This is a genomic window from Pseudarthrobacter sp. NIBRBAC000502772 (assembly GCF_006517235.1).
Classification (GTDB): domain Bacteria; phylum Actinomycetota; class Actinomycetes; order Actinomycetales; family Micrococcaceae; genus Arthrobacter.
In genome coordinates this window covers 1,110,111-1,134,231 of sequence record NZ_CP041188.1, presented here as the reverse complement: position 1 = coordinate 1,134,231, position 24,121 = coordinate 1,110,111, and the positions used below count along the sequence as shown (strand labels likewise).

General features: G+C 66.3%; 19 protein-coding genes. 12 read left to right on the top strand and 7 right to left on the bottom strand.

Annotation, left to right across the window (positions count from 1 at the left end; genetic code table 11):
* Window positions 1–8: 8 nt before the first annotated feature.
* Window positions 9–1,319, bottom strand: a complete 1,311-nt coding sequence (locus NIBR502772_RS05335; protein ID WP_246848702.1) for a serpin family protein — start codon at window positions 1,317–1,319, stop codon at window positions 9–11.
* A 331-nt stretch (window positions 1,320–1,650) separates the two neighbouring features.
* Entirely contained in the window at window positions 1,651–3,042 is a 1,392-nt protein-coding gene (locus NIBR502772_RS05330; RefSeq protein ID WP_141139370.1) for an MFS transporter, read from the bottom strand.
* Between the two features lie 251 nt (window positions 3,043–3,293).
* Here NIBR502772_RS05330 and NIBR502772_RS05325 point away from each other — a divergent pair, with 251 nt between their 5' ends.
* Genes NIBR502772_RS05325 through NIBR502772_RS05315 form a run of 3 tightly spaced genes read left to right on the top strand, consistent with a single transcriptional unit; the run spans window position 3,294 to window position 6,464 of the window.
* On the top strand, window positions 3,294–3,962 hold the full coding sequence (locus NIBR502772_RS05325) for a response regulator transcription factor (RefSeq protein ID WP_141139369.1): 669 nt from the start codon (window positions 3,294–3,296) through the stop codon (window positions 3,960–3,962).
* Window positions 3,959–5,428, top strand: a complete 1,470-nt coding sequence (locus tag NIBR502772_RS05320) for a HAMP domain-containing sensor histidine kinase (RefSeq protein WP_141139368.1) — start codon at window positions 3,959–3,961, stop codon at window positions 5,426–5,428. Before NIBR502772_RS05325 ends, NIBR502772_RS05320 begins: the two co-directional genes overlap by 4 nt.
* Before the next feature lie 34 nt (window positions 5,429–5,462).
* Complete coding sequence (locus NIBR502772_RS05315) at window positions 5,463–6,464, top strand: TAXI family TRAP transporter solute-binding subunit (RefSeq protein ID WP_141141948.1); 1,002 nt, start codon at window positions 5,463–5,465, stop codon at window positions 6,462–6,464.
* Window positions 6,465–6,577: 113 nt separating this feature from the next.
* Here NIBR502772_RS05315 and NIBR502772_RS05310 read toward each other — a convergent pair whose 3' ends face one another.
* Entirely contained in the window at window positions 6,578–8,092 is a 1,515-nt protein-coding gene (locus NIBR502772_RS05310) for an XRE family transcriptional regulator (protein ID WP_141139367.1), read from the bottom strand.
* 152 nt (window positions 8,093–8,244) lie between these two features.
* Between NIBR502772_RS05310 and aceA the strand changes: the two genes are divergently transcribed.
* Both aceA and aceB read left to right on the top strand, forming a co-directional pair.
* Window positions 8,245–9,561 carry an isocitrate lyase gene (gene aceA / locus NIBR502772_RS05305; RefSeq protein WP_141139366.1) on the top strand — a complete coding sequence of 439 codons (1,317 nt, stop codon included), beginning with the start codon at window positions 8,245–8,247 and terminating at the stop codon, window positions 9,559–9,561.
* 93 nt (window positions 9,562–9,654) lie between these two features.
* Window positions 9,655–11,307 (top strand): malate synthase A, encoded by a 1,653-nt coding sequence (aceB, locus tag NIBR502772_RS05300; RefSeq protein ID WP_141139365.1) that lies wholly within the window; start codon window positions 9,655–9,657, stop codon window positions 11,305–11,307.
* Window positions 11,308–11,569: 262 nt separating this feature from the next.
* On the opposite strand, the gene NIBR502772_RS05295 is transcribed toward aceB, so the two are convergent.
* Window positions 11,570–12,766, bottom strand: coding sequence for a CynX/NimT family MFS transporter (locus NIBR502772_RS05295; protein ID WP_246848701.1), 1,197 nt, complete (start codon window positions 12,764–12,766; stop codon window positions 11,570–11,572).
* A gap of 169 nt (window positions 12,767–12,935) precedes the next feature.
* On the opposite strand from NIBR502772_RS05295, the gene NIBR502772_RS05290 reads away from it, so the two are divergent.
* Window positions 12,936–13,898, top strand: coding sequence for a D-2-hydroxyacid dehydrogenase family protein (locus tag NIBR502772_RS05290; protein WP_141139364.1), 963 nt, complete (start codon window positions 12,936–12,938; stop codon window positions 13,896–13,898).
* A 14-nt stretch (window positions 13,899–13,912) separates the two neighbouring features.
* On the opposite strand, the gene NIBR502772_RS05285 is transcribed toward NIBR502772_RS05290, so the two are convergent.
* On the bottom strand, window positions 13,913–15,124 hold the full coding sequence (locus tag NIBR502772_RS05285; RefSeq protein WP_141139363.1) for an ROK family transcriptional regulator: 1,212 nt from the start codon (window positions 15,122–15,124) through the stop codon (window positions 13,913–13,915).
* Window positions 15,125–15,298: 174 nt separating this feature from the next.
* On the opposite strand from NIBR502772_RS05285, the gene NIBR502772_RS05280 reads away from it, so the two are divergent.
* Genes NIBR502772_RS05280 through NIBR502772_RS05260 form a run of 5 tightly spaced genes read left to right on the top strand, consistent with a single transcriptional unit; the run spans window position 15,299 to window position 19,927 of the window.
* Window positions 15,299–16,063, top strand: coding sequence for a sugar phosphate isomerase/epimerase (locus NIBR502772_RS05280; protein ID WP_141139362.1), 765 nt, complete (start codon window positions 15,299–15,301; stop codon window positions 16,061–16,063).
* Complete coding sequence (locus NIBR502772_RS05275; RefSeq protein WP_141139361.1) at window positions 16,060–17,181, top strand: Gfo/Idh/MocA family protein; 1,122 nt, start codon at window positions 16,060–16,062, stop codon at window positions 17,179–17,181. The genes NIBR502772_RS05280 and NIBR502772_RS05275 overlap by 4 nt, the downstream gene beginning before the upstream one ends.
* 11 nt (window positions 17,182–17,192) lie before the next feature.
* A complete protein-coding gene (locus tag NIBR502772_RS05270; protein ID WP_141141946.1) occupies window positions 17,193–18,368 on the top strand; it encodes a Gfo/Idh/MocA family protein in 1,176 nt (391 codons plus the stop codon).
* 1 nt (window position 18,369) lies between these two features.
* The gene (locus tag NIBR502772_RS05265; RefSeq protein WP_141139360.1) at window positions 18,370–19,371 is read left to right on the top strand and encodes a sugar phosphate isomerase/epimerase; all 1,002 of its coding nucleotides are present in this window, start codon (window positions 18,370–18,372) and stop codon (window positions 19,369–19,371) included.
* Window positions 19,372–19,393: 22 nt separating this feature from the next.
* Window positions 19,394–19,927 carry a GNAT family N-acetyltransferase gene (locus NIBR502772_RS05260; protein WP_141139359.1) on the top strand — a complete coding sequence of 178 codons (534 nt, stop codon included), beginning with the start codon at window positions 19,394–19,396 and terminating at the stop codon, window positions 19,925–19,927.
* 22 nt (window positions 19,928–19,949) lie between these two features.
* Here NIBR502772_RS05260 and NIBR502772_RS05255 read toward each other — a convergent pair whose 3' ends face one another.
* Together NIBR502772_RS05255 and NIBR502772_RS05250 are read right to left on the bottom strand one after the other, a co-directional pair.
* The gene (locus NIBR502772_RS05255; protein WP_141139358.1) at window positions 19,950–22,097 is read right to left on the bottom strand and encodes a glycogen debranching N-terminal domain-containing protein; all 2,148 of its coding nucleotides are present in this window, start codon (window positions 22,095–22,097) and stop codon (window positions 19,950–19,952) included.
* Window positions 22,094–23,230 carry a glycosyltransferase family 4 protein gene (locus NIBR502772_RS05250; RefSeq protein WP_141139357.1) on the bottom strand — a complete coding sequence of 379 codons (1,137 nt, stop codon included), beginning with the start codon at window positions 23,228–23,230 and terminating at the stop codon, window positions 22,094–22,096. Before NIBR502772_RS05250 ends, NIBR502772_RS05255 begins: the two co-directional genes overlap by 4 nt.
* A gap of 180 nt (window positions 23,231–23,410) precedes the next feature.
* Between NIBR502772_RS05250 and NIBR502772_RS05245 the strand changes: the two genes are divergently transcribed.
* Window positions 23,411–24,118, top strand: a complete 708-nt coding sequence (locus NIBR502772_RS05245) for a DsbA family protein (protein ID WP_141139356.1) — start codon at window positions 23,411–23,413, stop codon at window positions 24,116–24,118.
* Window positions 24,119–24,121 lie beyond the last annotated feature (3 nt).

Here is a 24,121-nt window from a genome sequence, read left to right as displayed (position 1 = left end):
AGGCGCGGTCACGAGCGCGGGTCGGCCACCGTTCCCATAAACAGCGGCAGGCCGGTTTCCACATGGACGATCTGGTAGTGGAACGGCCGGTCGAAGCTGATGGACCGCTCAGGCTGCGGCGGAGCGCTGGTGACAGCTCCGTTGATCTGGGTCACCGCGGCTGCGATGGTGCCCTTTTCGGCGACCGTGATGTTGGCAGCCTGCGCGGCCTGGGTGATCGCCATCCTGGGCTGGATGTTGTTGAAATCCTCCGTGGTGTCGAGCGTCTTCTTGAGTCCCAGGGACCCAAACACCTTCCGCAGGTCAAAGCTGCACTTGTGGTCCCAACGGGGCAGCTGGATCTGCACTGTCTCCAGCGCTGCGGTGTCGAAGGCGTCCGCGATTTCCGCTAGCGTTTCCGCACCGAAGGCAGCCGAGGCGGGGCGGGACCCGGCCCCGGCGACCGCGTCGGATCCGGCCCCCGGCAGGACCAGACGCATGACGAAACCGTCGGCGTAGGGAAGGTCCACGCCCCGCCAGCCTGCACCTTCCGCGTACTTCATCTCCGCCTCGTTGTGCATGGCAGGCGCATCGATTTCCTCGCCGGCAGCTGTGGTGAAGGGGAGGTCCGAGGTGGCATTCGGGTCAAACGGCGCGCTCCAGGCGGAGGCAAAATACAGGGAATTGAGGAGGCTGAAGGTGTTCCGGCGGTCGTACTCTGCCGGGGCTTCCTTGATCCTGCCGCCCGTGTTCCTGTTGACCCAGGCATCGATGGCGGGCTTCGTGGCACCCTCATCGCTGAAGTCCACGGGATACACGCCGGTTCCGTAGTGCCGGGCCAGCGTGTCCAGGAAGGACTCGCCGGTGGTCACACCCTTGTCTACGAACAGCCCGTTGGCGGCATGCATGATCGGTTTCCGCGGCGGGTTGTCCTCATCCACTGCGCCGGGGTCGCCGTCGAACTTCGCAAGTGAGCTGAGGACCGCGTTCATGGCCTCGTCGCGATTCTCTGCGGGGAGTCCCAGGACGCTGTCCATCTCCGCCGCAGTCTCGCCCGACGCGCCGGAGCGAAGCATCGCGAGGGCAATCAGCAGGCTCCCGGGCGAGGACACGACGTTCCCGTTGGCGCCGTCTCCGCCGTCCGCCAGCAGCGCCTCGCCAAGGCCCAGGGCGGAAGCCCGGAAGGAGCGCAGTTCAGCGGCATAAGCCGCGCGGTCCACCGAAACCCGCTCCACGCCGTCGGCCGTCAGGAGCTCCGGAGGCGCAGGGGCCGGGGCCGCACATGCTGCCAGTCCCAGCACCGCACCCAAGGCCACCGCCCGCTGAAAACGAAACACCACTGTCGCCTCCCCCGGCACACAAGGGCGGGAATCCGCCTGCTCCCAGTGAACCAGCGACGGCGGCGCGAGACGATGCCTGAACGGTCACGCTTTGCACTCATTTTGGTCTCATTCAAACGCTCTCTCACTTACCGCAAGAAAACCCGGGACGCTCTCTCACTTACCGCAAGAAAACCCGGGACGCTCTCTCACTTTCCTCAAGAAAGTGAGAGAGCGTCCCGGGATTTGCCGCATTATCTGAGAGAGCGTCCGGGGTGCGGGGGCGGCGCGGTGAGCGTACGACGGCGGGTGGCCACCCGCCGTCGTACGCCCACTGGAGCTGCCCACAGCGCTAGGCGTTGATGAGGTCCTTGTCCTTGTCGTCGTCCTTGGCCGGGCGGTTCCAGGCGTCGCCCTGTTCGCGGTCCAGGTGGGTGGTCTTCTTGTTCTTCAGGGCGAAGATGTAAACCAACAGCGAAATAGCGATGGCAACCGTGACGTACGTGAAGAACAGGTCCACGCGCTCGGCCTTCTGGAACGCCGCACCAAGCAGCGGGACGGTGCCGCCGAAGAGCGAGTTGGCGATCGCGTAGCCCAGGCCGACGCCGAGGGCGCGGATGGAGGCCGGGAACAGCTCGGCCTTCACGAGGGCGTTGATCGAGGTGTAGCCGCCGACGATCAGCAGGCCGCCCAGCATCAGCAGGAATGCCGTGAACGGGTCCTTGGTGTTGGACAGGGTGGATAGCAGCGGCCAGGTGAACAACACACCCGTGATGCCGAACCAGAGCAGCAGCGGCCGGCGCCCGACCTTGTCCGAGATGATCCCGTAGACCGGCTGGAGCAGCATGAAGATGAACAGCGCCCAGAAGTTGATCACGGAGGTGTCGGTCTTGGCGATCCCGGAGGTATCGTTCATGAACTTCAGAATGAAGTTGGTGTACGTGTAGAACGCCACGGTACCGCCGAGGGTGACGCCGATGCAGATCAGCAGCGGCTTCCAGTGCTGGGTGAACAGCAACCTCATGGTGCCGGGTTGGGCAACGCCGGCCACGGCCGGAACCCTGGCGGCCTCGACCTGCTCGGCGGACACGGTTTCTTCCATCGAGCGCCGCAGCCACAGGACCACGAGCGCGGCGACGCCGCCGATCGCGAAGGGGATGCGCCAGCCCCACTCAGTCAGGGCGCCCTTGTCCATGGTGTTCTGCAGGATGACGAGCACCAGCAGGGCCAGCATCTGGCCGCCGATCAGCGTGACGTACTGGAAGCTTGAGAAGAAGCCGCGGCGTTTGGACGTGGCGGCCTCGGACATGTAGGTGGCGCTGGTGCCGTATTCGCCGCCCACGGAGAAGCCCTGGACCAGCCGCACAAGGATCAGCAGAATCAGCGCCCAGACGCCTATCTGCTGGGTCGTCGGCAGGATGGCGATGGCGAAGGAACCGGCGGACATGATCGTCACGCTGAGCGTCAGGGCCGCCTTGCGGCCCTTGCGGTCGGCATAGCGGCCGAAGAACCAGGCGCCCACCGGACGCATCAGGAACGACGTCGAGAAGACGGCCATGGCCTCGAGCCCGGCCTGCAGGTCGTCTTGGGAATTGAAGAAGTGCGACTGGAAGTACGCCGCGAAGACTGTGTAAACGTAGAGGTCGTACCACTCCACGAGGTTGCCCGCTGAACCCTTGAGGATGTTGCTCACGGCCCGACGGGTCTGTGCGGCCTCGCTCTGGACCGCGTGCTGGGCGCTCATCGCTGAACCTCCCCGGGTTGCGGCGCTGTTCTTGCTTTCGTGCTGTCCATGGCTACGTTGCCCATGGTTCCTCCTCGACGTTGACGGGCCCCCCTCAAACGCCGAGGGCCTCATCCAAGTTATGCGTGATGCAAGGCACATCCAACGTGGGAGGGCATTTCCTAACACTTCCTTAGGTTTCGGCGGGAGACGGGGTAATCTCCAAAGCGGGCAGTTTGCGTTGCCCGCTCAGCGAATAAGGGAACCAGGCCATGGAGTTGCTCATCGTCGAGGACGACGACGCCATGGCGTCCGCCCTCGCCGCCGCCGTCGCGACCGCGGGGCACAACCCCACCCGGGTTGCCCGCGGAGCAGACGCCCTGCTGGTCCACCGGAAGTTCGAAGTGATCCTGCTGGACCTCGGCCTTCCCGATATGGACGGGCTGGAGGTGCTGCGGAAACTGCGCCAGGTCACGCCGGTGCCCATCCTGATTCTTACCGCGCGCGACGACGAACGCAGCGTAGTGCTCGGCCTGCGGTCGGGAGCGGACGACTACCTCGTTAAGCCTGTGAAGCTCGTGGAACTTCTTGCCCGCATCGAAGCCGTCACCCGGCGTGCCGGCCGCTATGGCGGCTCGCGGCAGCAGAGCGTGGTGCTGGGTGATCTTGAGATCGACCTCGAGCGGCGCGTGGCCGCCCTCCGTTCCGAGGTGCTGCCGTTGACGGCCACCGAGTTCGACCTGCTGGCACTGTTGGCCAGCCACGCCGGCTCCGTGGTCACCCGCGAACAGATCCTGGATGCGCTGTGGGGCGACGCCTTCGTGGCCTCTTCCCGTTCCCTTGACGTGCACCTGACCGCGCTGCGGGCGAAGCTCCAGTTACCGGGCTTCATCATCAACGTCCGCGGCGTCGGCTACCGGGTCGAGGCGGACCCGGCGTGAAACTGCGCGTCCTGGGCATCCTGAGTGTCCTGGCGGTACTTATCGTCATCATCACGTCCAACGTGATCCTGACCTCGGCCGGCCGGGAACTGACGCAGGAACTCCAGATCAACCGGGCCGCGTCGCTCAACCGCCTGGCACAGGTGGCGTTCGACGCAGCCTCCGCCGGCGAGACCGCACAACTGCAGACGGAAATGGACAGGTATTCCGAGCTCTACGACGAGGGAGTCCTGATCCGTCTCCAGCAGGGAACCCTGCGCTCCGGCGGCCTGAGCGAGGACCGGCCGGACGTCCGTGACGCCGTGGCCAGGGCGAACCTGAACCTCAGCGACACCACGCTCAGCCCGCTGCAGCCGTTCGGGCCTTCCTCCGAGGTGATCTCCCGCTCCTTCGGCAGCGCGAGCCAGGTCCTGGGCGAGGCCGTCCTCGAGGTCAACCTGGACCCGGCCCGGCAGAAACTGCGGGAACGGTGGCTCATCGTGGCATTGGCGGCGGCGGTCCTGGCCGCTGTGCTCCTGCTTGGTGCGGCCCGCGTGACCGAGTGGGTGCTGCGCCCGGTGCATCGGCTGAACGCCGCCGTCACGGAGCTTGAGGCAACAGGCCGGACCGGCAAGCTTCCCGAGGCCGGGCCGCCGGAACTTCGGGAACTGAGCCGTTCATTCACCACCATGGCGCAGACCGTCAGCCAAAGCCTCGATTCGCAGCGGCAACTGATAGCGGACACATCGCACGAACTGCGCAATCCCGTGGGCGCCCTGCGGCTCAGGATCGATCTGCTGCAGCTGGAACTGAGGACCGCCCGGGAGCACGACGCCGCCGCAGGCGTGCTGGCCGAGCTTGAACGTGTGGAGGAGATCCTGGACGGAGTACTTCGGTTGGCGGCCGCCGAGCACCGGGCATCCGAGGACTCCGCCCGTGGCCCGCTGGGAACCCCGTCGCCCGCGGCACAGGCGCCGCTTGATCCGTACCCGGTCCTGCAGGAAGAAACCGAACGGGCGGGCCCCGCCGCCCAGCTCGGCGGAGCATCGATCCTGCTGGCAGGTCCGCCGGCCCCCGCCGTGCACATCGCGTGCAGCGCCGCAGAGCTGGCCCAGATGGTGGGCGAACTTCTGAACAACGCCATCAAGTACGCTCCCGGCGCCCACATCTCGGTGGCTGCCCGCGAGCGCCAAAGCATGGTGATCATCGAAGTGTCCGACGACGGCCCCGGGCTTTCCGCCGACGAACGGGCAGCGGCCACCAGCCGCTTCTGGCGGTCCCCGGCGCACCGGAGCATCCGCGGGACCGGGCTGGGCATGACCATCGTGGACAAGCTGGCAGCGGCCAACGGTGGCCGGCTGGTGCTCGCCGAGGCCTCGCCGCATGGCCTGATTGCGCGGCTCGAGTTTCCGTGGGCCGCGGAGCTGCCGGGAAGTTTTGCCGGGCCAGAGCAGACCGGGCCGGAGCAGGCGGCTCCGCGTGGGTGACGTGTTCGGGGGGCGGTTGTCCGGAGCACGGGCCCTGCCCCCGAGTCCCCCGCTTCCCCCTGATCCCCCGCGGCGGACCGTCCTCAAGGCCGGACTCGCGGCCGGGTTGTCCGGGCTGCTGTTGCCGGGCCTGGGTGCGTGTACGCCGACGGACCGCCCGGGCACCGTGACCGTGGCCGGGGGCGAGCCCGGAGGCTTCTACCTCGAGTTCGCCGAGCTGCTGGCGGCGTCCCTCCAGCGTCACGGCGTTGCAGGCCAAGCCACGGCGCTGACTACCGGCGGCAGCCTGGACAACCTCGAACATCTGCTGACCGGCAAAGCCACGTTCGCCGTCGCGCTCGCGGATTCGGCTGCCCAAAGCACAGCGGCGGGTGAGCCGCCCGCCGTCGGACTTTCCGCCGTCGGAAAGGTGTACGAGAACTACGTCCACTGCGTCATCCGGCACAACAGCGAAATCCGGGACATTAGCGGGCTTGCCGGCCGGACCGTGGCTGTCGGCGAGCCTGGCTCGGGGACGTCGCTGACCACTCCGCGGCTGCTCGAGGCTGCCGGGCTGAGCACCACTGCGGGCACCGCTGGCGGCGTTACGGTGCTGAGCCTCGGCCTCAATGAGGGCCTCGCGGCACTGCGGGACGGAACGGTGGACGCGTTGTTCTGGTCGGGCGGCGTGCCGACTGCGGCCATTGCCGCCGCGAACGACGACGTCGGGCTGGGTTTCCTGGATCTGTCGCCGCTGCTGCCGGCACTGCGGGCGAAATACGGCGTCTTCTACGACCGGGTGCTGATCCCGGCGGGCGCCTACGCGGGCATTCCGGCTGTTTGGACCGTGGGCGTGGCGAACCTGCTGCTGTGCCGGAGCGATCTTGATGACCGGACCGTCAAGCGGACCGTCGAACTGCTGGTGGGCCATGCCGAGGAACTGATCCCGCGTTCCAGCCTGGGCGTACAGTTCCTGAGCCCCGAATCCTTGATCAACACCGCGGGTTTGCCCCTGCACCCCGGCGCCGTCGCGGCGTACCGGGAGCTCCACGGGTAAGGAAACGCTTTATCACTTGCTGCGGCAAATACGTGAACGCTCTATCACTTGCTCCAAGAAAGTGAGAGAGCGTCCGGGAAGAACCCGCCTTAAGTGAGAGAGCGTCCTGCGGGTCAGCTCCCCGAGTGCGCAGCCAGGAACGAGTAGACCTCGGTCTCGTCCACGCCGGGGAACGCGCCGGGCGGCATCGCGGCCAGCAGGTGCGTGTTGGCGCGAGCCGCCGGCCAGGCGTTTCCAGCCCACTCGGAGGCCAGTGCTGCCGGGGGCCGTTTGCAGCAGTTCGGGTCGGGGCATGTGGACTTTTCGCGCGCCGTGGTTTCCCGGCCGCGGAACCATTTCACGTGCTGGTACGGCACCCCGATGCTCAGGGAGAACTCGCCGTTGGCCGATCGCTCGGTCCGGGCCGTGCACCAATATGTGCCGGACGGAGTGTCGGTGTACTGGCTGTACGCGCTGAACTTGTCCGGCACATCAAACACCGCCCGCGACGTCCACGCCTTGCACGACGGCTGGCCCTCGATGGCGCCGGTGTGGTCCATCGGGAACGTCACGCCGTCGTTCTCGTAGGCCTTGTAGATGATGCCGCTCTTGTGGGTCTTCTGGAAGTGGGTGGTGATGCCCAGGTGCTTCGTGGCCAGGTTGGTGAAGCGGTGCGCGGCGGTCTCGTAGGAGACGGCAAAGGCGTCACGGATGTCCTCAACCGCGATTTCCTTGGCCGCCTTGGCCTTCTGCAGGAAGTCCACGGTGGCCTGCTCGGGCAGCAGGAGCGCGGCCGCGAAGTAGTTGGTGGCCACCCGCTGGCCGAGGAAGTCGCCGTAGTTTTTCGGCGTCTCGTGCCCCAGGACGTAGTGCCCCAGCGCCTGCAATAGCACCGAGCGGGGGTCGTGGTCCTGCCGCTGGCTCTGCGTCAGGTAAATTCTGTGATTCTTCAAATCTGTCACTGAACGGGTGGAATGCGGCAGGTCGCTCACGTGATGGAGGGTGAATCCGAGCTTCTCGGCGATGTCGGCGATGACGTGCTGGCTCAGCGGCCCGGCCGTGTACCCCACCAGTCCCAGGACCTTCTGGGCCTCGGCCTCATACTCCGGGAAGTAGTTGCCGCGCTCACGCATCATGGCACGCAGCTCACCGTTCGCGCGGCGGGCTTCCTCCGGCGTCGCCACCTGCTCGTTCAGCTTGCGTTCGAGTTCATGCAGCAGCCCCACCTGCGCCTCCAACACATCGACCGGAAGCCGCGAGCTGATGCGGATTTTGGGCAGATTAAGGGACTCGTACAGGGGCCCGCGCTGGTAGCGTTCCAGCTCAATCTCCAGGGCCGCGCGGCGGCTCGGCGGCTCGGCGCCAAGCAACTGGTCGATGCTCACGTTCAGAGCCGCGGCCAGCCCCTGCAGCAGGGAAAGTTTAGGCTCCCGCTTGCCGTTTTCGATCAGGCTCAACTGGCTGGGGGCCGTCCCGACGGCGGCGCCCAGGTCATCGAGTGTGTACCCGGCCTGCTTGCGCAGATGCCGCACGCGGCGACCCAGGCTGATGACGTCCAGTTCCGGGGAGGCGGCGGACGACGGCGGTAGGGCGACTTCGCGGTTCCAGCTTCCAGGCGTCATTTCTTGAGCATACGCGAAGAAATGCATTTCTTTCCATGGTTTTCCCCTAGAGAAGTGTTGCGAAGTGCTGAAAAGTAGTAATCACGGAAAGAAACACCGCACCGGGAAGCTGGTCGGAGCTGCAAGGAAGCAGCTTCGGCCGGCAGATAACCACCCGGAGCTCAATCAAGGAGACAACGATGACTGCAGCATTTGAGCCCACCCAGCAGACGCCCGAACAGCAGGCCGCCGCCCTGGAGCTTGAGTGGGCCGCCAACCCCCGCTGGGAAGGTGTGACCCGTGACTACAAGGCAACGGACGTCGTCAAGCTCCGCGGCCGCGTCTCCGAAGAGCACACGCTGGCCCGCCGCGGATCCGAGAAGCTGTGGAAGCAGCTCACCGAAGAGCACAAGACCGGCGGGTACACCAACGCCCTGGGCGCCCTGACCGGCAACCAGGCCGTGCAGCAGGTCAAGGCCGGCCTCCGCGCCATCTACCTCTCCGGCTGGCAGGTTGCCGCCGACGCCAACAACTCCGGCCACACCTACCCGGACCAGTCCCTCTACCCGGCCAACTCGGTTCCGACAGTGGTCCGCCGCATCAACAACGCCCTGCTCCGTGCGGACCAGATCGAATTCTCCGAAGGCATCCAGACGGTCGAGGACTGGATGGTGCCGATCGTTGCCGACGCCGAGGCCGGCTTCGGCGGCCCGCTGAACGCCTACGAGCTCATGAAATCCATGATCCAGGCCGGCGCGGCAGGCGTGCACTGGGAAGACCAGCTCGCCTCGGAGAAGAAGTGCGGCCACCTCGGCGGCAAGGTCCTCATCCCCACGCAGCAGCACGTCCGCACGCTGAACGCGGCCCGCCTGGCGGCCGACGTCGCCGGCACCCCCTCGGTGGTCATCGCCCGCACCGACGCCGAGGCAGCCACGCTGATCACCTCCGACGTCGATCCCCGCGACCAGGAATTCGTCACTGGCGAACGCACCCCGGAAGGCTTCTACAAGGTCCGCAACGGCATCGAACCCTGCATCGCCCGCGCCAAGGCCTACGCACCGTACTCCGACCTCATCTGGATGGAGACGGGCACCCCGGACCTGGAGCTGGCCCGCAAGTTCGCCGAGGCCGTCAAGGCTGACTTCCCGGACCAGATGCTCTCCTACAACTGCTCGCCGTCGTTCAACTGGCGCAAGCACCTGGACGACGCCACGATCGCCAAGTTCCAGCGTGAACTCGGCGCCATGGGCTTCACGTTCCAGTTCATCACCCTGGCCGGCTTCCACGCCCTGAACTACTCGATGTTCGATCTCGCCCACGGTTACGCCCGTGAAGGCATGAGCGCCTACGTCGAGCTGCAGGAAAAGGAATTCGCCTCCGAGTCCCGCGGCTACACCGCGACCAAGCACCAGCGCGAAGTCGGCACCGGCTACTTCGACGACATCGCAACTGCGCTCAACCCGAACGCATCAACCCTGGCACTGGTGGGATCCACCGAAGAAGGCCAGTTCCACTAAATTTTCCCCAAGTAAGTAGCACTAAGTGTCGTTTTGGAGGCTCAAAACGACACTTACTGCTACCCAGTTTGGGCACAGCTCCAGGAGATTGAAATGAACACCTTCACTGACAGCTTCACCATCAACGGGATCACTTTGGCCGCGCAGCCTATTTGCCGGCAGGACGAGGTTCTTACTCCGGATGCACTGGAGTTTGTCGCCAAGCTGCACCGGGCAACGGCCGAGCGCCGGCAGGAACTGCTGCAGGCACGCCGGACCCGCCGGGCGGACATCGCCGGCGGTCAGGACCCCAGGTTCCTCCGCGAAACCGAGGACATCCGCAACGACCCGTCGTGGCGCGTCGCTCCCCCGGCCCCGGGCCTGGAGGACCGCAGGGTGGAGATCACCGGCCCGGTGGACAAGAAAATGACCATCAACGCGCTGAACTCCGGCGCGAAGGTGTGGCTCGCTGACATGGAGGACTCCTCCACGCCCACCTGGCGGAACGTCATCAAGGGCCAGCTGAACCTCACCGACGCGCTGGAACGCCGGATCGATTTCACCTCCCCCGAGGGCAAGGAATACAAGCTCCGCCCGGCCGGCGAGCTGCCCACCATCGTGGTACGCCCCCGGGGCTGGCACCTGCCCGAGAAGCACATGATCATCGACGGCGCCCCCGTGGCCGGCGGCATCGTGGACTTCGGCCTGTACTTCTTCCACAACGCCCGGCGCCTCCTGGCCCAGGGCAAGGGACCGTACTTCTACCTGCCCAAGATCGAGAACCACCTCGAGGCACGGCTGTGGAATGACATCTTCATCCTCGCCCAGGACCTGCTGGGCATCCCGCAGGGCACCATCCGCGCCACCGTGCTGATCGAGACCATCACCGCGGCGTTCGAAATGGAGGAGATCCTCTACGAACTGCGGGATCACGCCTCGGGCCTGAACGCCGGCCGCTGGGACTACATCTTCTCCCTGATCAAGAACTTCCGCACCCGCGGCCCCCGGTTCGTCCTGCCGGACCGCGCCCAGGTGACCATGACGCAGCCGTTCATGCGCGCCTACACCGAACAGCTGGTCCGTGCCTGCCACAAGCGGGGCGCCATGGCAATCGGCGGCATGGCCGCCGCCGTCCCCAACCGCAAGGACGAGGCTGCCAACACCAACGCGTTCGAGAAGGTGCGTGCCGACAAGACCCGCGAGGCCAACGACGGCTTCGACGGCTCCTGGGTGGCCCACCCGGACCTCGTTCCGGTCTGCCGCGAAGTGTTCGATGCCACCCTCGGCGAACGCCCCAACCAGCTGGACCGCACCCGCGAGGACGTCATCCCCGATGACCGCGCACTCATCAATGTGGCCGCCACCGAAGGCACCATCACCGAGCAGGGCATCCGGAACAACATCGAGGTAGGCATCCGCTACATCGAGTCCTGGCTCCGCGGGAACGGCGCCGTCGCCATTCACAACCTCATGGAAGACGCCGCCACCGCGGAAATCTCCCGCTCGCAGATCTGGCAGTGGATGTACGCCAGCGCCATCACCGACCGCGGCGAAATCATCACCCACCAGTGGATCGAGGAACTGCTCGACGAAGAGTTCGCCCGCCTGGAACGCTTCGACGGCGACCGCTTCGAAGACTCCCGCGACATCTTCGAGGAAGTCACCCTCAGCCAGGACTTCCCGTCCTTCCTGACCCTCCCCGCCTACGCCCGCTACCTCACCGAAGCCCGCGAAAAGGCAACCAAAGAGGAGCTCGCGGCGGCCTAGGCTGCAGCAGGCTCACTGAATAGACTTCCGTCCGCCGGGCAGGCATGCCCTTCGCAACAGGCACCCCCGAGATCCGGGGAGCCGGCCCGGCGACGGAACACCCCGTGTGACCCGCGGACGCTCTCTCACATAATGCGAGAAAACCCGGGACGCTCTCTCACTATCCTCAAGATAGTGAGAGAGCGTCCGTCGTTAAGCTGCGTTAAGTGAGAGAGCGTTGGCAATCATGCGGGAAGGAAAGAACGTACGACGGCGGGACGCGTCAGCGTCCTTTCGGCACCAGCCGCACGGCCAGGGTTGTGCAGACGAAGAACATCAGCACCGAGCCCAGGATCACCAGCAGCGCGGGGGTCCAGGAACCCGAGGCGTCGCGCACGAAGCCCACCAGCGGCGGGGCCACCGCGCCGAAGCAGTAACCGAGCCCCTGGACCGTGGCGGACATCCGGCCCGCGGACACCTGGTCCCGGGCCAGCTTGATGATCGCGATGAAGATCAGCGTGATCCCGCCGCCCTGCGCGATGCCGCCGAACGTGGACCACAGCCACCACAGTTCCGGCGCCAGCAGCAGCCCGGCCGGCACGGCCGTCCACAGCAACCCCACGGTGACTGCCGTCGTCGTCGTGCTGAAATATTTGGCCGCGAACGGCACTCCCAAGCCGCCAACGATGGCGAAGATCTGGAACAGCGATGAGCCTGCCCCGGCGGCTGAGGCGGACATGCCAAGTTCGTCGTTGAGGTAGCTCGGCAGCCACGCCGTCACCGCGTAGTAGGAAAACGCCTGCCCGGCGAAGCCTGCGGTGAGCCCGGCGGTAATCCAGCCGGAACCCTTGACGGCCGGGTGTTCCTGCCCGCCGGCCACCACGGTGCGGGAGGGCACAAACGCGGTGCGGGCGCCCACGGCGAGGGTCCAGAAAACGATGGCAATCACAGCCAGGATGCCCACGGCGGCCAAGGCCACACGCCAACCGGCCAGCTCTGCCAGGGGCGCCGTGACCATCGAGGTCAGGAATGATCCGATGTTCAGGGCCGCGGTGTACACACCCATGGCGGTCCCCTGGCGCATCGGGGAGAAGTCGCGGCGGATAATCAACGGCACCGCGATATTGCCCACCGTGATGGCCAGGCCGATCATCACCGTGCCCACCACCACCGGTCCCGGGCCGCCAGCCGAGCGCACAATCACGCCAGCCAGGACGCCAAGGATGGTCAGCGAAACGGCGAACTCCGCGCCGAGTTTCCTCGTGGTCAGAGACGCCAGCGACGCGGCGAGCGCGAAGCACAGCACCGGGATGCTCGTCAGCAGGCCCAACATCACGGGGGTAAATCCGAGGTCGGCCTGCATCAGGTCAACCACCGGGGCAACGGCAACGAAGGGCCCACGCAGGTTCAGCGCCAGCAGTCCGATACAGGCCAGGAGGATCCAGCCCTTGGGAACTTTGGCCAGGAACTGTCCGCTCACAAGGATTCCGCGGTGGCTAAATACGATTTCATCACTTCCATTGCTATCACGGCGTATTGCCCCGGACGCCTCAGGCAACGTCATGGCGCCCTGGCATACGATGAAGCTCACACCGGCGGGCCCCAACGTGAGGGTACAGAAGCCGCTCACCCCGGACGAAGGAACAGACATGCAACAACGGCTTGCCATCCTCGACGACTACCAGGGCGTGGCGCACGGTTTCGCCGACTGGGCCGCCCTGGAACAGGCCGGCGTTACAGCGTCCGTCTTCCGCGAGCCCTTCCAGTCCGAGGACGCCCTGGCGGCAGCCCTCGCCAACTGCCAGATCGTCATAGCGATGCGTGAGCGGACCCCGTTTCCCCGCACCGTGCTGGAACGTCTCCCGGGGCTGAAGCTGCTGGTGACCACCGGCATGGCCAATGCCTCCATCGACGTGGCCGCAGCAACCGAACTCGGCATCACCGTATGCGGCACACCCGGATCCCCCACGGCCGCACCCGAGCTGACCTGGGCTTTGCTGCTCGCGATCGCCCGCAACCTCCCGGCCGAGGAGAACTCGCTGCGCGCGGGCACGTGGCAGACGTCGGTGGGGATGGAACTGTCCGGCAAGACCCTGGGCGTCGTGGGCCTGGGCAAGATCGGGCGGCGGATCGCGGCGTACGGGCAGGCTTTCGGCATGGAAGTGCTCGCCTGGAGCCAGAATCTCACCGATGAGGCCGCCGCCGAGGCAGGCGTTCAGAAGGTCAGCAAGGAGGAACTTTTCGAGAATTCCGACGTCGTGTCCCTCCACCTGCGGCTGTCTCCCCGTTCCGAGGACATCGTGGGTGAGCAGGAACTGCGGCTCCTGGGGCCGGAAGGCATCCTGGTGAACACCTCGCGGGGTCCGCTGGTGAACCAGGATTCCCTGGTGCGGGCCTTGAACGAGGGCTGGATCCGCGGCGCGGCCCTGGACGTTTTTGACCAGGAACCGCTTCCCGCGGGCCACCCGCTGCTCAGCGCCCCCAACACTGTGCTGTCCCCGCACCTCGGCTACGTGACGGCCGAGAGCTACCGGCAGTTCTACGGTGGCGCGTTCGAGGACGTCAAGGCCTGGCTGGAGGGTTCGCCGGTCCGCGTGATCACGGCGGGGTGACTGCCGAAAGCCGCCTAACCTGCCGCCTGGAGCGTCGCCTCAATGGCTGCAGGTGACAACACGTACTGCGTGACCATCTGGCTCGCACCAAGAATCGCCGCCTGGTCCCCGGCCACGGACAGGGCGATCCGCAGGTGGCTGGTTGCCAGCGGCAGGGACCGCCGGTAGACGACTTCGCGGACGCCGGCCATCAGGTGTTCCCCGGCCTGGCCCAGGCTCCCGCCGATGACAATGACGGACGGGTTCAGCAGGTTGACCACGGTGGCCAGCACATCGCCCACATCCCGGCCGGCCTGGCGCAGGGCGTGGATGGCCTGCGGGTTGCCCTCGCCGACCAGCCGCAGCACATCACTGCCCTTGCGCGCCGGCACACCCTGCCGCTCCAGTTCAGCGGCCAGGGCCGGTCCGGACGCCAGCGCCTCGAGGCAGCCGTAGTTGCCGCAGCGGCACAGCACGTCATCGCCGCGCGGCACGCGGACGTGGCCCAGATCGCCCGCCGTTCCGTTGGCGCCGCGCTGCAGTTCACCGTTGCTGATGATCCCGGATCCGATGCCGGTGGCAACCTTGATGAACAGGAAATTCCTGTGGTCCGCCCAGTGCGCCGACCGCTCCCCCAGCGCCATGATGTTCACGTCGTTGTCCACCAGCACCGGCACTGGCAGCGAGCGCTGGACGTAAGGGACGACGTCGAACCCGTCCCACCCCGGCATGATGGGCGGCTTGACGGGCTTTCCGGTGGCGTGCTCCACGGGCCCCGGCAGGCCGATTCCGATGCCGGCGAGATCGCGCGGGCCCCGTCCGGCCTGCTCAAGCAACGCCCGGCCCTCCTTGATCACCCGGCCGAGCACCGCTTCCGGACCAGCCGCCACATCCTGGGCCAGCCGCCGCTCGGCCAGGACACGGCCGCTGAGATCGGTGACGGCAACAATCACGTGGGTAGCGCCGACGTCGACCGCCAGCACGGCGCGTGCGGCCGGGTTGAAGGCAAAGCGCGACGGCGGCCTGCCGCCACTGGAGTTCGCCTCACCCGCCGCGCCCACCAGGCCGGAGGCGATCAGGGCGTCAATGCGCGCAGCGACGGTGGAACGCGCCAAACCGGTGGTCAGGGCCAGCTCTGCCCGCGTCCGCGCCTGGCCGTCCCGGAGCAGCTGGAAGAGGTCGCCGGCGCGCGCCAGGCTCACGCCGTGGTCTGGGGCTGCGTGCTCTGTTCCGGGGCTAAGGCTCATGGATTATGAATAACACATGGAACTTCTGCCTGTCACGCGGAACAAAGAATATCTGTTTTCGCGCAACTTTTGCTTGACGATCGGCAAAAGTCATTCTAGCTTTAGTGGCAGTGGCATCGCCCTCAGCACCGCAGCACCCAATCAACGTGGATTCGTCTGCAATCAGGAGAACCAATGAACTACTCGATCCAGCTCTACACACTCCGGGACCAGATCCAGGCGGACCTTCCCGGCACCATCCGCAAGGTCGCGGAGATCGGTTTCACGAAGGTTGAGCCGTACAACTTTGTCGCCACGGCCAAAGAGCTCGGTGCTGCGCTAAGGGAGAACGGCCTGACGGCTCCGTCCGGACACGCACCGCTGCTGAGCCAGGACCAGGATGAGATCTTCGCCGCGGCCAGGGAACTGGGGATCACCACGGTGATCGATCCGTTCATCGCGGCTGACCGCTGGCAGTCCGCGGCGGACATCCAGGCCACCGCTGCCGGCCTCAACGCCGCAGCCAGGAAGGGCGCCGAATACGGCATCCGCGTGGGCTACCACAACCACCAGTGGGAGCTGGAGTCCACCATCGAGGGACGCACCGCGCTGGAGTACTTCGCGGACCTCCTCGATCCCGAAGTTGTCCTCGAAGTGGACACGTACTGGGTGGCCGTGGGCGGCCAGGATCCCGTGGCGGTGCTGGAGCGGCTCGGCGACCGGGTGAAGTTCATCCACATCAAGGACGGACCCCTGAATACGGACACCAAAGCGCAGCAGCCTGCGGGCCAGGGCAAGGTCGCCGTGCTGGACGTCATTGCCGCCGCCAGGTCCCTCGAGGTGGGCGTCGTGGAATTCGATGACTACGCCGGCGACATCTTCGAGGGCATCGCCGAGAGCCTCGCCTACCTCAATGCCGCACAGCGCACGGGCACGGGCACCGCCGGAGCACGCGCATGAGCCACGCAGCGTCGACCCGCCGCGGCCCCGTGGGCGTTGCCGTCATCGGCGCGGGCAACATTTCCAAGGAATACCTGGACAACCTCACCGTGTTCCCGGACCTGAAAGTCCTCGTCATCGCCGACCTCTTCGAAAAGGCCGCCGAGGCCCGGGCCAAGGAATACGGCATCGCGGAGTGGGGCGGCGTGGACGCGGCACTGAACCATCCCGACGTCGAAATCATCGTGAACCTGACCATCCCCGCGGCGCACGTTGAGGTGGCCACCGCCGCCGTCAACGCTGGCAAGCATGTCTGGACCGAGAAGCCCTTCTCCCTGGACCGCGCCTCCGGGCTCGGCCTGCTCAAAACCGCCGACGCCGCCGGCATCCGCCTCGGCTGCGCCCCGGACACCTTCCTCGGCGCCGGCCTGCAGACCGCACGCCGGCTGATCGAACGCGGCGACATCGGCACCCCACTGACGGCCATGACCACCTTCCAGACCCCCGGCCCGGAATCCTGGCACCCCAACCCGGCTTTCCTGTTCCAGACCGGGGCCGGGCCGCTCTTCGACATGGGCCCGTATTACCTCACCATGCTGGTCCAGACGTTCGGCTCCATCCGCAAGGTCGCCGCCGTCGGGTCCAGGTCCAGGGACTTCCGCGTTATCGGCTCCGGACCCAAGGCCGGCGAGGAGTTCAGCGTCGAGGTGCCCACCCACGTGAGCGCCATGGCCCAATTCGAAAGCGGCGCGTCATCGCACAGCGTCTTCTCCTTTGAGTCCCCGCGCGTGAACATGGGTTTCGTGGAGATCACGGGCACCGAAGCCACACTTTCGCTGCCGGACCCCAATAATTTCGACGGCGACATCCGGCTCTGGCGCGCAGGGGACGAGGACTGGACCACGGTTCCCGCAACCGGACCCGCCAGCGGCCGCGGCATGGGCGTCCTGGACATGGCCCGCTCGCTCCGGGCGGGCGTCCCCCACCGCGCCACCGGCAACCTGGCCTACCACGTCGTGGACAGCATGGTCTCAATCACCGAATCCATGGATTCCGGCACGTTTGTTGACGTCGAAAGCTCCGCCCCGGTCTCGCCGGCCCTGCCCGAGGACTGGGCGCCGGAAACCGCAACGCTCTAGGAGCGACGATGATGACCTCACCTGAATCAGCCACCAATCGCCCGCTCGGCGTCGCGATGGTCGGCTACGCGTTTATGGGCAAGGCCCATTCCAATGCCTGGCGCAATGTGGCCAGCTTCTTCGACGTCCCGGCCTTCGAGCAGAAACTACTCGTGGGCCGGGACGCCGCCGGGGTGGAGGAAGCCGCTGCCAAGTACGGGTGGGCCGAGACCGCGACGGACTGGCGGGCCGTCCTGGACCGCGACGACATCGACATCGTGGACATCTGCGCCCCGGGCTGGATGCACGCCGAGATCGCGATCGCCGCGCTCGCGGCAGGCAAACATGTCCTGGTGGAGAAGCCGCTCGCCAATACGCTTGCCGAGGCCGAGGCCATGACGGCGGCCGCCCAGGCAGCCCGGGCACAGGGCGTCCAGTCGATGATCGGCTTCAATTACCGGCGGGTGCCCGCGTTGGCGCTGGCGAGGGAACTCATCGCGGACGGCCGGGTGGGCACCGTCCGGCACGTCCGGGCCGCCTACCTGCAGGACTGGCTGGCGGACGAAACGGCGCCCATGACCTGGCGGCTGAACAAGGAAACCGCCGGTTCCGGGGCGCTCGGGGATATCGCCTCCCACGCCATCGACCAGGTTCTGTTCCTGCTCGGAGACCGGGTGACCGAGGTTTCCGGCCGCCTGCACACCTTCACCACGCGCCGCCCCGGGGCAGCGGGTATGGAGGATGTAACGGTCGACGACGCCGCCTGGGCCACGCTGTCCCTCGCCTCCGGGGCCATCGCCTCAGTGGAGGTCTCCCGGGTGGCCACCGGCCGGAAAAACGCGCTGACCCTGGAGATCTACGGGGACAAGGGCTCCCTGCTATTCGACCTGGAAAACCTTAACGAACTCCACCTCCTCGATGCCACCGCACCCGCCCGCGAGCAGGGCTTCCGCCGGATCCTGGTCAACGAGCCCGAGCACCCGTATCTTGAAGCCTGGTGGCCGCAGGGCCACATCATCGGCTGGGAGCACACGTTCACGCATGAGATCCGCGACTTCCTCACCGCCATCAGCACCGGAACGCCGCCGTCGCCGTCGTTCGAGGACGGCCTCGAGGTGCAGCGGATCCTGAACGCCATCGAAGAGTCCGCCGCCGCGAAAAGCTCCACCATCCCGCTGGCCCACACCACCGTTTCTGAAGGAGCCTGACATGCCCCGCCCCTATACCCTGTTCACCGGCCAGTGGGCCGACCTCCCGTTCGAGGAAGTCGCGCGCCTGGCCTCCGGCTGGGGCTACGACGGCCTCGAAATCGCCGTCTCCGGGGACCACCTGGACGCCTGGCGCTGGGACGAACCCGGCTACGTCGAATCCAAACTCGCCGTCCTGGAGAAGTACAACCTCAAGGTCTGGGCCATCTCCAACCACCTCAAGGGCCAAGCCGTTTGCGATGACCCCATCGACTTCAGGCACGAAGCGATCGTCGGTGCGAAGGTCTGGGGCGACGGCGATCCCGAGGGCGTCCGCCAACGCGCCGCCGAGGAAATGAAACACACCGCCCGGCTGGCGAAGGCACTCGGCGTGGACACCGTCGTCGGCTTCACCGGCTCCTCCATCTGGCAGTATGTGGCCATGTTCCCGCCCGTCCCCGCCGCCGTGATCGAGGCCGGCTACCAGGACTTCGCGGACCGCTGGAACCCCATCCTGGACGTCTTCGACGAATGCGGCGTCCGCTTCGCCCACGAAGTCCACCCCTCCGAGATCGCCTACGACTACTGGACCACCGTCCGCACCCTCGAAGCGATCGGCCACCGCGAAGCGTTCGGCCTGAACTGGGACCCCTCCCACTTCATGTGGCAGGGCATCGACCCCGTCTCGTTCATCTGGGACTTCAAGGACCGGATCTACCACGTGGACTGCAAGGACACGAAGCTACGCCCCACCGGCCGGAACACCGTCATGGGCTCGCACCTGCCGTGGGGCGACCCGCGCCGGGGCTGGGACTTCGTCTCGGCAGGCCGCGGCGACGTCCCCTGGGAATCATCCTTCCGCGCCCTGGCCGCGATCGGCTACACCGGACCCATCTCCGTCGAATGGGAAGACGCCGGCATGGACCGGCTCCACGGCGCCCCCGAAGCGCTCGCCGCCCTGAAGAAGTTCGACTTCCCCGCCTCCCGGACCAGCTTCGACGCCGCCTTCAGCACGAAGCCCTAGGAAGCGCACGTAGAATCCCTGCATGACCCACACGATTCGAAAGGCAACAACGGACGACGCCGGCCCGCTCGCCGACCTGGCGGCCGTCACCTTCCCGCTGGCGTGCCCGCCGTCGTCGTCACCGGAGGATATTGCCGCGCACGTGGCAAACACGCTCAGCGAACGTCACTTCCGGGAGTACCTGGCAGACCCTGATGTCACCATCCTGGTCATTGACGCGGACGGGGCGCTCCGCGGCTACAGCCTGCTGGTGAACCGGCCAGCAGAGGATCCGGATGTGGCGGCGGCGCTGAAAGTGCTGCCCACCATGGAGCTCAGCAAATGCTACGTCCACCCCGAACACCACGGCCTGGGCGCGGCTGGCGAACTGATGCACGCCAGCCTCCGGGCGGCGGCAGAAGCGGGCGCGGCCGGAGTATGGCTGGGGGTCAACAGCCAGAACGCCCGGGCCATCCGGTTCTACGAAAAGTCCGGTTTCCGCAAGGTGGGCAGTAAGTCCTTCCGGCTGGGAACCACCGTGGAGCACGACTTCGTCCTTGAGCGGGCCCTGCCCTAAGCGCTCCCCGAGAAACCTGCCGCTAGTCTCCGGCCCGTCCACCCAGTCGTTCGTCCAGGGGCGGACGCGGTTCCTTCAGCAGCTTCAGCCGCGCTGGGAGGCCGTCGATGCGGCCTTCTCTCCCGCGCGCGCTGATGGCCACACGCGAAGTCCCCAGCAGGACGTTCTCGGCCCTGAAGTCCCCGATTTCCTCCGGGAGGATCGGTGCGAGATGGACCACGTTGCGCGTGAAGTCCGGGTCGAAGCGCAGCAGGATCCGGGCAAGCTGGATGGGAGCTGCCGCGGCCCAGGCCTGGGGCGAGCATGCCGTGGGGTACGGGACAGGGCCGTGGAATTCGGACCGGTCGAACCCGCAGAACAGCTCCGGCAGCCGGCCGTCGAAGTGTTCGGCGGCGTCCAGGATCCCGCTGGCGATCTTCACGGCCTCATCAACAAATCCATAGCGCATCAGCCCTGTGGCCACGATCGCCGTATCGTGCGGCCACACCGATCCGTTGTGATAGCTGACAGGGTTGTAGGCGCCCATGTCCGAAGCCAGGGTCCGGATCCCCCAGCCGGTGAACAGTTCGGGGGACATCAGGCGCTCCGCCACTGACGGGGCTTTTTCCTCGTCCACGATGCCCACCCACAGGCAGTGGCCCATGTTTGAAGTGCACGCGTCAACCGGAGTCTTGTCCTTGTCCAGCGCGATGGCGAAGTAGCCCCTGTCCGGCAGCCAGAACTTCTCGTTGAAAGCCTCCTTCAGGGCGATTGCACGCTCGGCCCAGTGGTGCTCTGTCTCAGGATCCCCGGCCCAGCGCGCCAGCAGGGACCGTCCCACATAGGCGGAGTAGACGTAGCCCTGGACCTCGCACAGGGCAGTGGGTGGTTCGGCCATCCGCCCGTCGGCAAAGTTGATCCCGTCCCAGGAGTCCTTCCAGCCCTGGTTGAGGAGACCGTGCTGGTTGGGGCGAAGGTATTCCACAAAGCCGTCGCCGTCACGGTCGCCGTATTTTTCGATCCAGTCAAGGGCGCGGTCGGCATGGGGAATCAGCGAATCGATGATGTCCTCGGACAGTCCCCAGCGGCTCAGTTCGCCCAGGAGACTGACAAAGAGCGGGGTGGCGTCCACCGTGCCGTAATAGGCGGTCCCGCCCAGGGACAGCCCCGCCGTCACGCCCAGCCGAACCTCGTGCGGGATGCGTCCCGGCTCTTCCTCGGAGTCGGGATCCACCTTCGTGCCTTGGAGGGTTGCCAGCGTCTGGAGGGTTCCGGCCGCCAACGTGGGGTCAACCAGCAATGACATGTAGGAAGACAGCAGTGAATCCCGGCCAAAGAGTGCCATGAACCAGGGTGCTCCCGCGGCCACGGCCGCACGGTCCGGGTGCTCGGCGTCGAAAATCCGGAGGGACCCCAGATCGCTTTGGCTCCGGCGCAGGGTGGCCTCGATATTGCCGTCCGCGACGCTGATGCGCGGAATATGTTCTTCCCATGCCAAGTGCCGCTGCACGCCCACGCGTCCGCGCGGTTGTCCCTCTTGCGTGAACGGCGCCGCGGGTCCCACACCGTTGATGAGCGGGACCACAATCACGCTGGTGGACCACTCGCCGCGCGCCGGAATGGTTGCGTGGAAGCGAAGCATCTCGGTGGAGATTTCGGCGCCGGCTGCGCGGATGGCGGAGCCGCGCCGCTGGCCGTTACGGAGGGCCTCGATCAGCATCCCACCGTCGCTGACCGTGCGGCTCACCCGCGCGCCGTGCGGAATCCGGCCGCCCTTGACGTCGAAGAGGTCGGCCTGGTCGGCGTCAACCAACAGTTCGATATCGCAGTCCACGGCTTCCGCTGAGTAGTTTTCGAGGGTGATGTCGTCCTGCAGCCCGGGTCCGATATGACGGACCTGACGGACCACCAGCGGACTGTCGAACCTGCCGCCGGGCCACTGGGCGCGGCCCACGAACGTGGCCTCGTAGGAGTTGGGCCGTTGCGCCACCAGCGGCTCGCGGAGCGCGCCGTTGATGCGCAGTATCCACCGGGACACAATCCTGGTGTCCTGGTAGAACGCGCCATTCGTTTCACCGTCGGCACGGATGTCGCCGCTCCGGGTAGAGATACAGAAGGAAGACCCTTCCACCACCGTGATGGCCTCAGCCCCGCCGACATCAGCCTCAGTGTCGGCGTTCCATGCAGTCATGGATGCGCTCCTTCCTCATGACCGCCCGCTAGAGATCGGGCCCGATCCGACGCCCCGATAACTGCTCTCCCTGTTTGATTCTGGCCCACATGGGAAACATCCGGAACCCTGGGAAGCGGGCTCGTTTCCAGCAGTTTTGTGTAGAGGTCCAGGTGGTTGCCCACCATCCGTTCGGTGCTGAACAGTTTGAGGGCCCGGTCCCGGCAGTGCGCCCTGTCCAGCTGTGCCGCAAGGGGCAGGAAGGTGTGCAGGCTGTCCGTGGGCGCAAGGTAGCCGGTCTTTCCATGGTCCACAATCTCGGGTGCGGATCCGATCGGAGTTCCCACTACTGGAGTTCCGGTTGAAAGGGATTCGATCATCACCAGCCCAAACGGCTCGGACCATTGGATGGGGTTCAGGAACGCCATCGCCTCACCCATGAGCTGAAACTTGTCGGTGTCCTCCAGCTCGCCCATAAAATCCTCGTTGGACCCCAGGAGCGGCTCAATGACGGAGCGGAAGTACGCGATCTCTTCCGGCTCGCGCATCTTGGCTGCGATCCGCAGCGGAATGCCAGCCCTGCGCGCGATGTGGATGGCTTCGAGAACGCCTTTATCCGGGCAAATCCTGCCGACAAAGCAGACGTACCCGCCTGCGCCGGAACCGACCGGGACGGCAGAGACGTCCATTCCGTGATGGATCACGCGGGTGATCGGAACATCCGGCACACGGGAAGCCTGGTCACGTGAGATGCCTATGATGGCCGTATCGGCAGCCATCGCGCGGTACAAATCCGCCGACGCCGGGGTGAGGGGGCCGTGAATCGTGGTCACCACGGGGGCGGCGGACCTTCGTCGGGCCAGCAGCGGCCCAGCCAGTGTGTGGTCGTGGATGATGTCCACGTCCCCCAGTCCTTCATAGGCCCTGATGACATGGCTGAGCTCCGAGAGTGTGAACCCCAATGCAGCCGGCTCGGATGGCCTCATCCCCGGCACTCTCGGCGCCGGACACGTGCTGTCCGACGCTGCAGCCAACAACACCTCGTGCCCTGCGGCGATGAATCCCCGGGCAAGGGAGTCAACAACCCTTTCGATGCCCCCATACCCGGCCGGGGGAATCGGAATCCATGGTGCCGCGACAAGTCCTATCCGCATACTGTGCCTCCGGGAGGATCAAAGTCCGAGTCCCCCGACCGACTGATGTGTTCAGAATGGCCTCTGCTTAACCCGCTGCTTCGACTATCGCCCCGCGCGGGAGCCATTTCAAGGCCCAATGTGACAAATCCGACACTGCCCGCGCGGAATGGGTGTCTGACCTGCACAGTTGTGGCAAGCATGAAGATTGAGATCTGGTCAGACGTCGCGTGTCCGTGGTGCTACATCGGCAAGCGCCGGTTCGAGGCGGCCCTGGCCGAGTTCCCGCACCGCGACGCTGTGGAGGTGAAGTGGCGCAGCTACCAGCTGGACCCCACCCTTCCCGAGCACTACGACGGCACCGAACTGGAGTACTTGAGCACCCGCAAGGGCATGGCCCCGGGGCAGGTTTCGCAGATGTTTGACCACGTCACCGAGCAGGCCAAGGGCGAGGGCCTGGACTACCGGTTCGACCAGGTGGTGGTGGCCAACAGCTTCACCGCACACCGCCTGATCCACCTCGCTTCCCAGCAGGGACAGCAGGATGCCGCGAAGGAACGCCTGCTGAGCGATCATTTCGAACACGGCAAGGACATCGGAAGCGCCGAGTACCTCACTACCCTGGGCCAGGAGCTGGGCCTCAACACCGATGAAGTCGCCGAACTCTTCACTACGGACAAATACGCCGACGACGTCCGCTTCGATTTCGAGGAAGCCCGCGGCCTGGGCATCAGCGGCGTCCCGTTCTTTGTGATTGACCGCAAGTTCGGGCTCTCCGGCGCCCAACCTGCCGAAACGTTCACGGCGGCGCTCAACCAGGCCTGGCAGGAGACCAACCCCCTGGTTCTGGTCACTGCCGCGGACGGCAACGACGGCGAGGCCTGCGGCCCGGACGGCTGCGCTGTCTGACAC

Bases quoted from the DNA above. Each gene is read 5' to 3' on its own strand.
- NIBR502772_RS05330 (WP_141139370.1), bottom strand. From the start codon at position 3,042: ATGAGCGCCCAGCACGCGGTCCAGAGCGAGGCCGCACAGACCCGTCGG.
- NIBR502772_RS05325 (WP_141139369.1), top strand. From the start codon at position 3,294: ATGGAGTTGCTCATCGTCGAGGACGACGACGCCATGGCGTCCGCCCTC.
- NIBR502772_RS05310 (WP_141139367.1), bottom strand. From the start codon at position 8,092: ATGCATTTCTTCGCGTATGCTCAAGAAATGACGCCTGGAAGCTGGAAC.
- aceA (WP_141139366.1), top strand. From the start codon at position 8,245: ATGACTGCAGCATTTGAGCCCACCCAGCAGACGCCCGAACAGCAGGCC.
- aceB (WP_141139365.1), top strand. From the start codon at position 9,655: ATGAACACCTTCACTGACAGCTTCACCATCAACGGGATCACTTTGGCC.
- NIBR502772_RS05290 (WP_141139364.1), top strand. From the start codon at position 12,936: ATGCAACAACGGCTTGCCATCCTCGACGACTACCAGGGCGTGGCGCAC.
- NIBR502772_RS05285 (WP_141139363.1), bottom strand. From the start codon at position 15,124: ATGAGCCTTAGCCCCGGAACAGAGCACGCAGCCCCAGACCACGGCGTG.
- NIBR502772_RS05280 (WP_141139362.1), top strand. From the start codon at position 15,299: ATGAACTACTCGATCCAGCTCTACACACTCCGGGACCAGATCCAGGCG.
- NIBR502772_RS05275 (WP_141139361.1), top strand. From the start codon at position 16,060: ATGAGCCACGCAGCGTCGACCCGCCGCGGCCCCGTGGGCGTTGCCGTC.
- NIBR502772_RS05270 (WP_141141946.1), top strand. From the start codon at position 17,193: ATGACCTCACCTGAATCAGCCACCAATCGCCCGCTCGGCGTCGCGATG.
- NIBR502772_RS05265 (WP_141139360.1), top strand. From the start codon at position 18,370: ATGCCCCGCCCCTATACCCTGTTCACCGGCCAGTGGGCCGACCTCCCG.
- NIBR502772_RS05260 (WP_141139359.1), top strand. From the start codon at position 19,394: ATGACCCACACGATTCGAAAGGCAACAACGGACGACGCCGGCCCGCTC.
- NIBR502772_RS05255 (WP_141139358.1), bottom strand. From the start codon at position 22,097: ATGACTGCATGGAACGCCGACACTGAGGCTGATGTCGGCGGGGCTGAG.
- NIBR502772_RS05250 (WP_141139357.1), bottom strand. From the start codon at position 23,230: ATGCGGATAGGACTTGTCGCGGCACCATGGATTCCGATTCCCCCGGCC.
- NIBR502772_RS05245 (WP_141139356.1), top strand. From the start codon at position 23,411: ATGAAGATTGAGATCTGGTCAGACGTCGCGTGTCCGTGGTGCTACATC.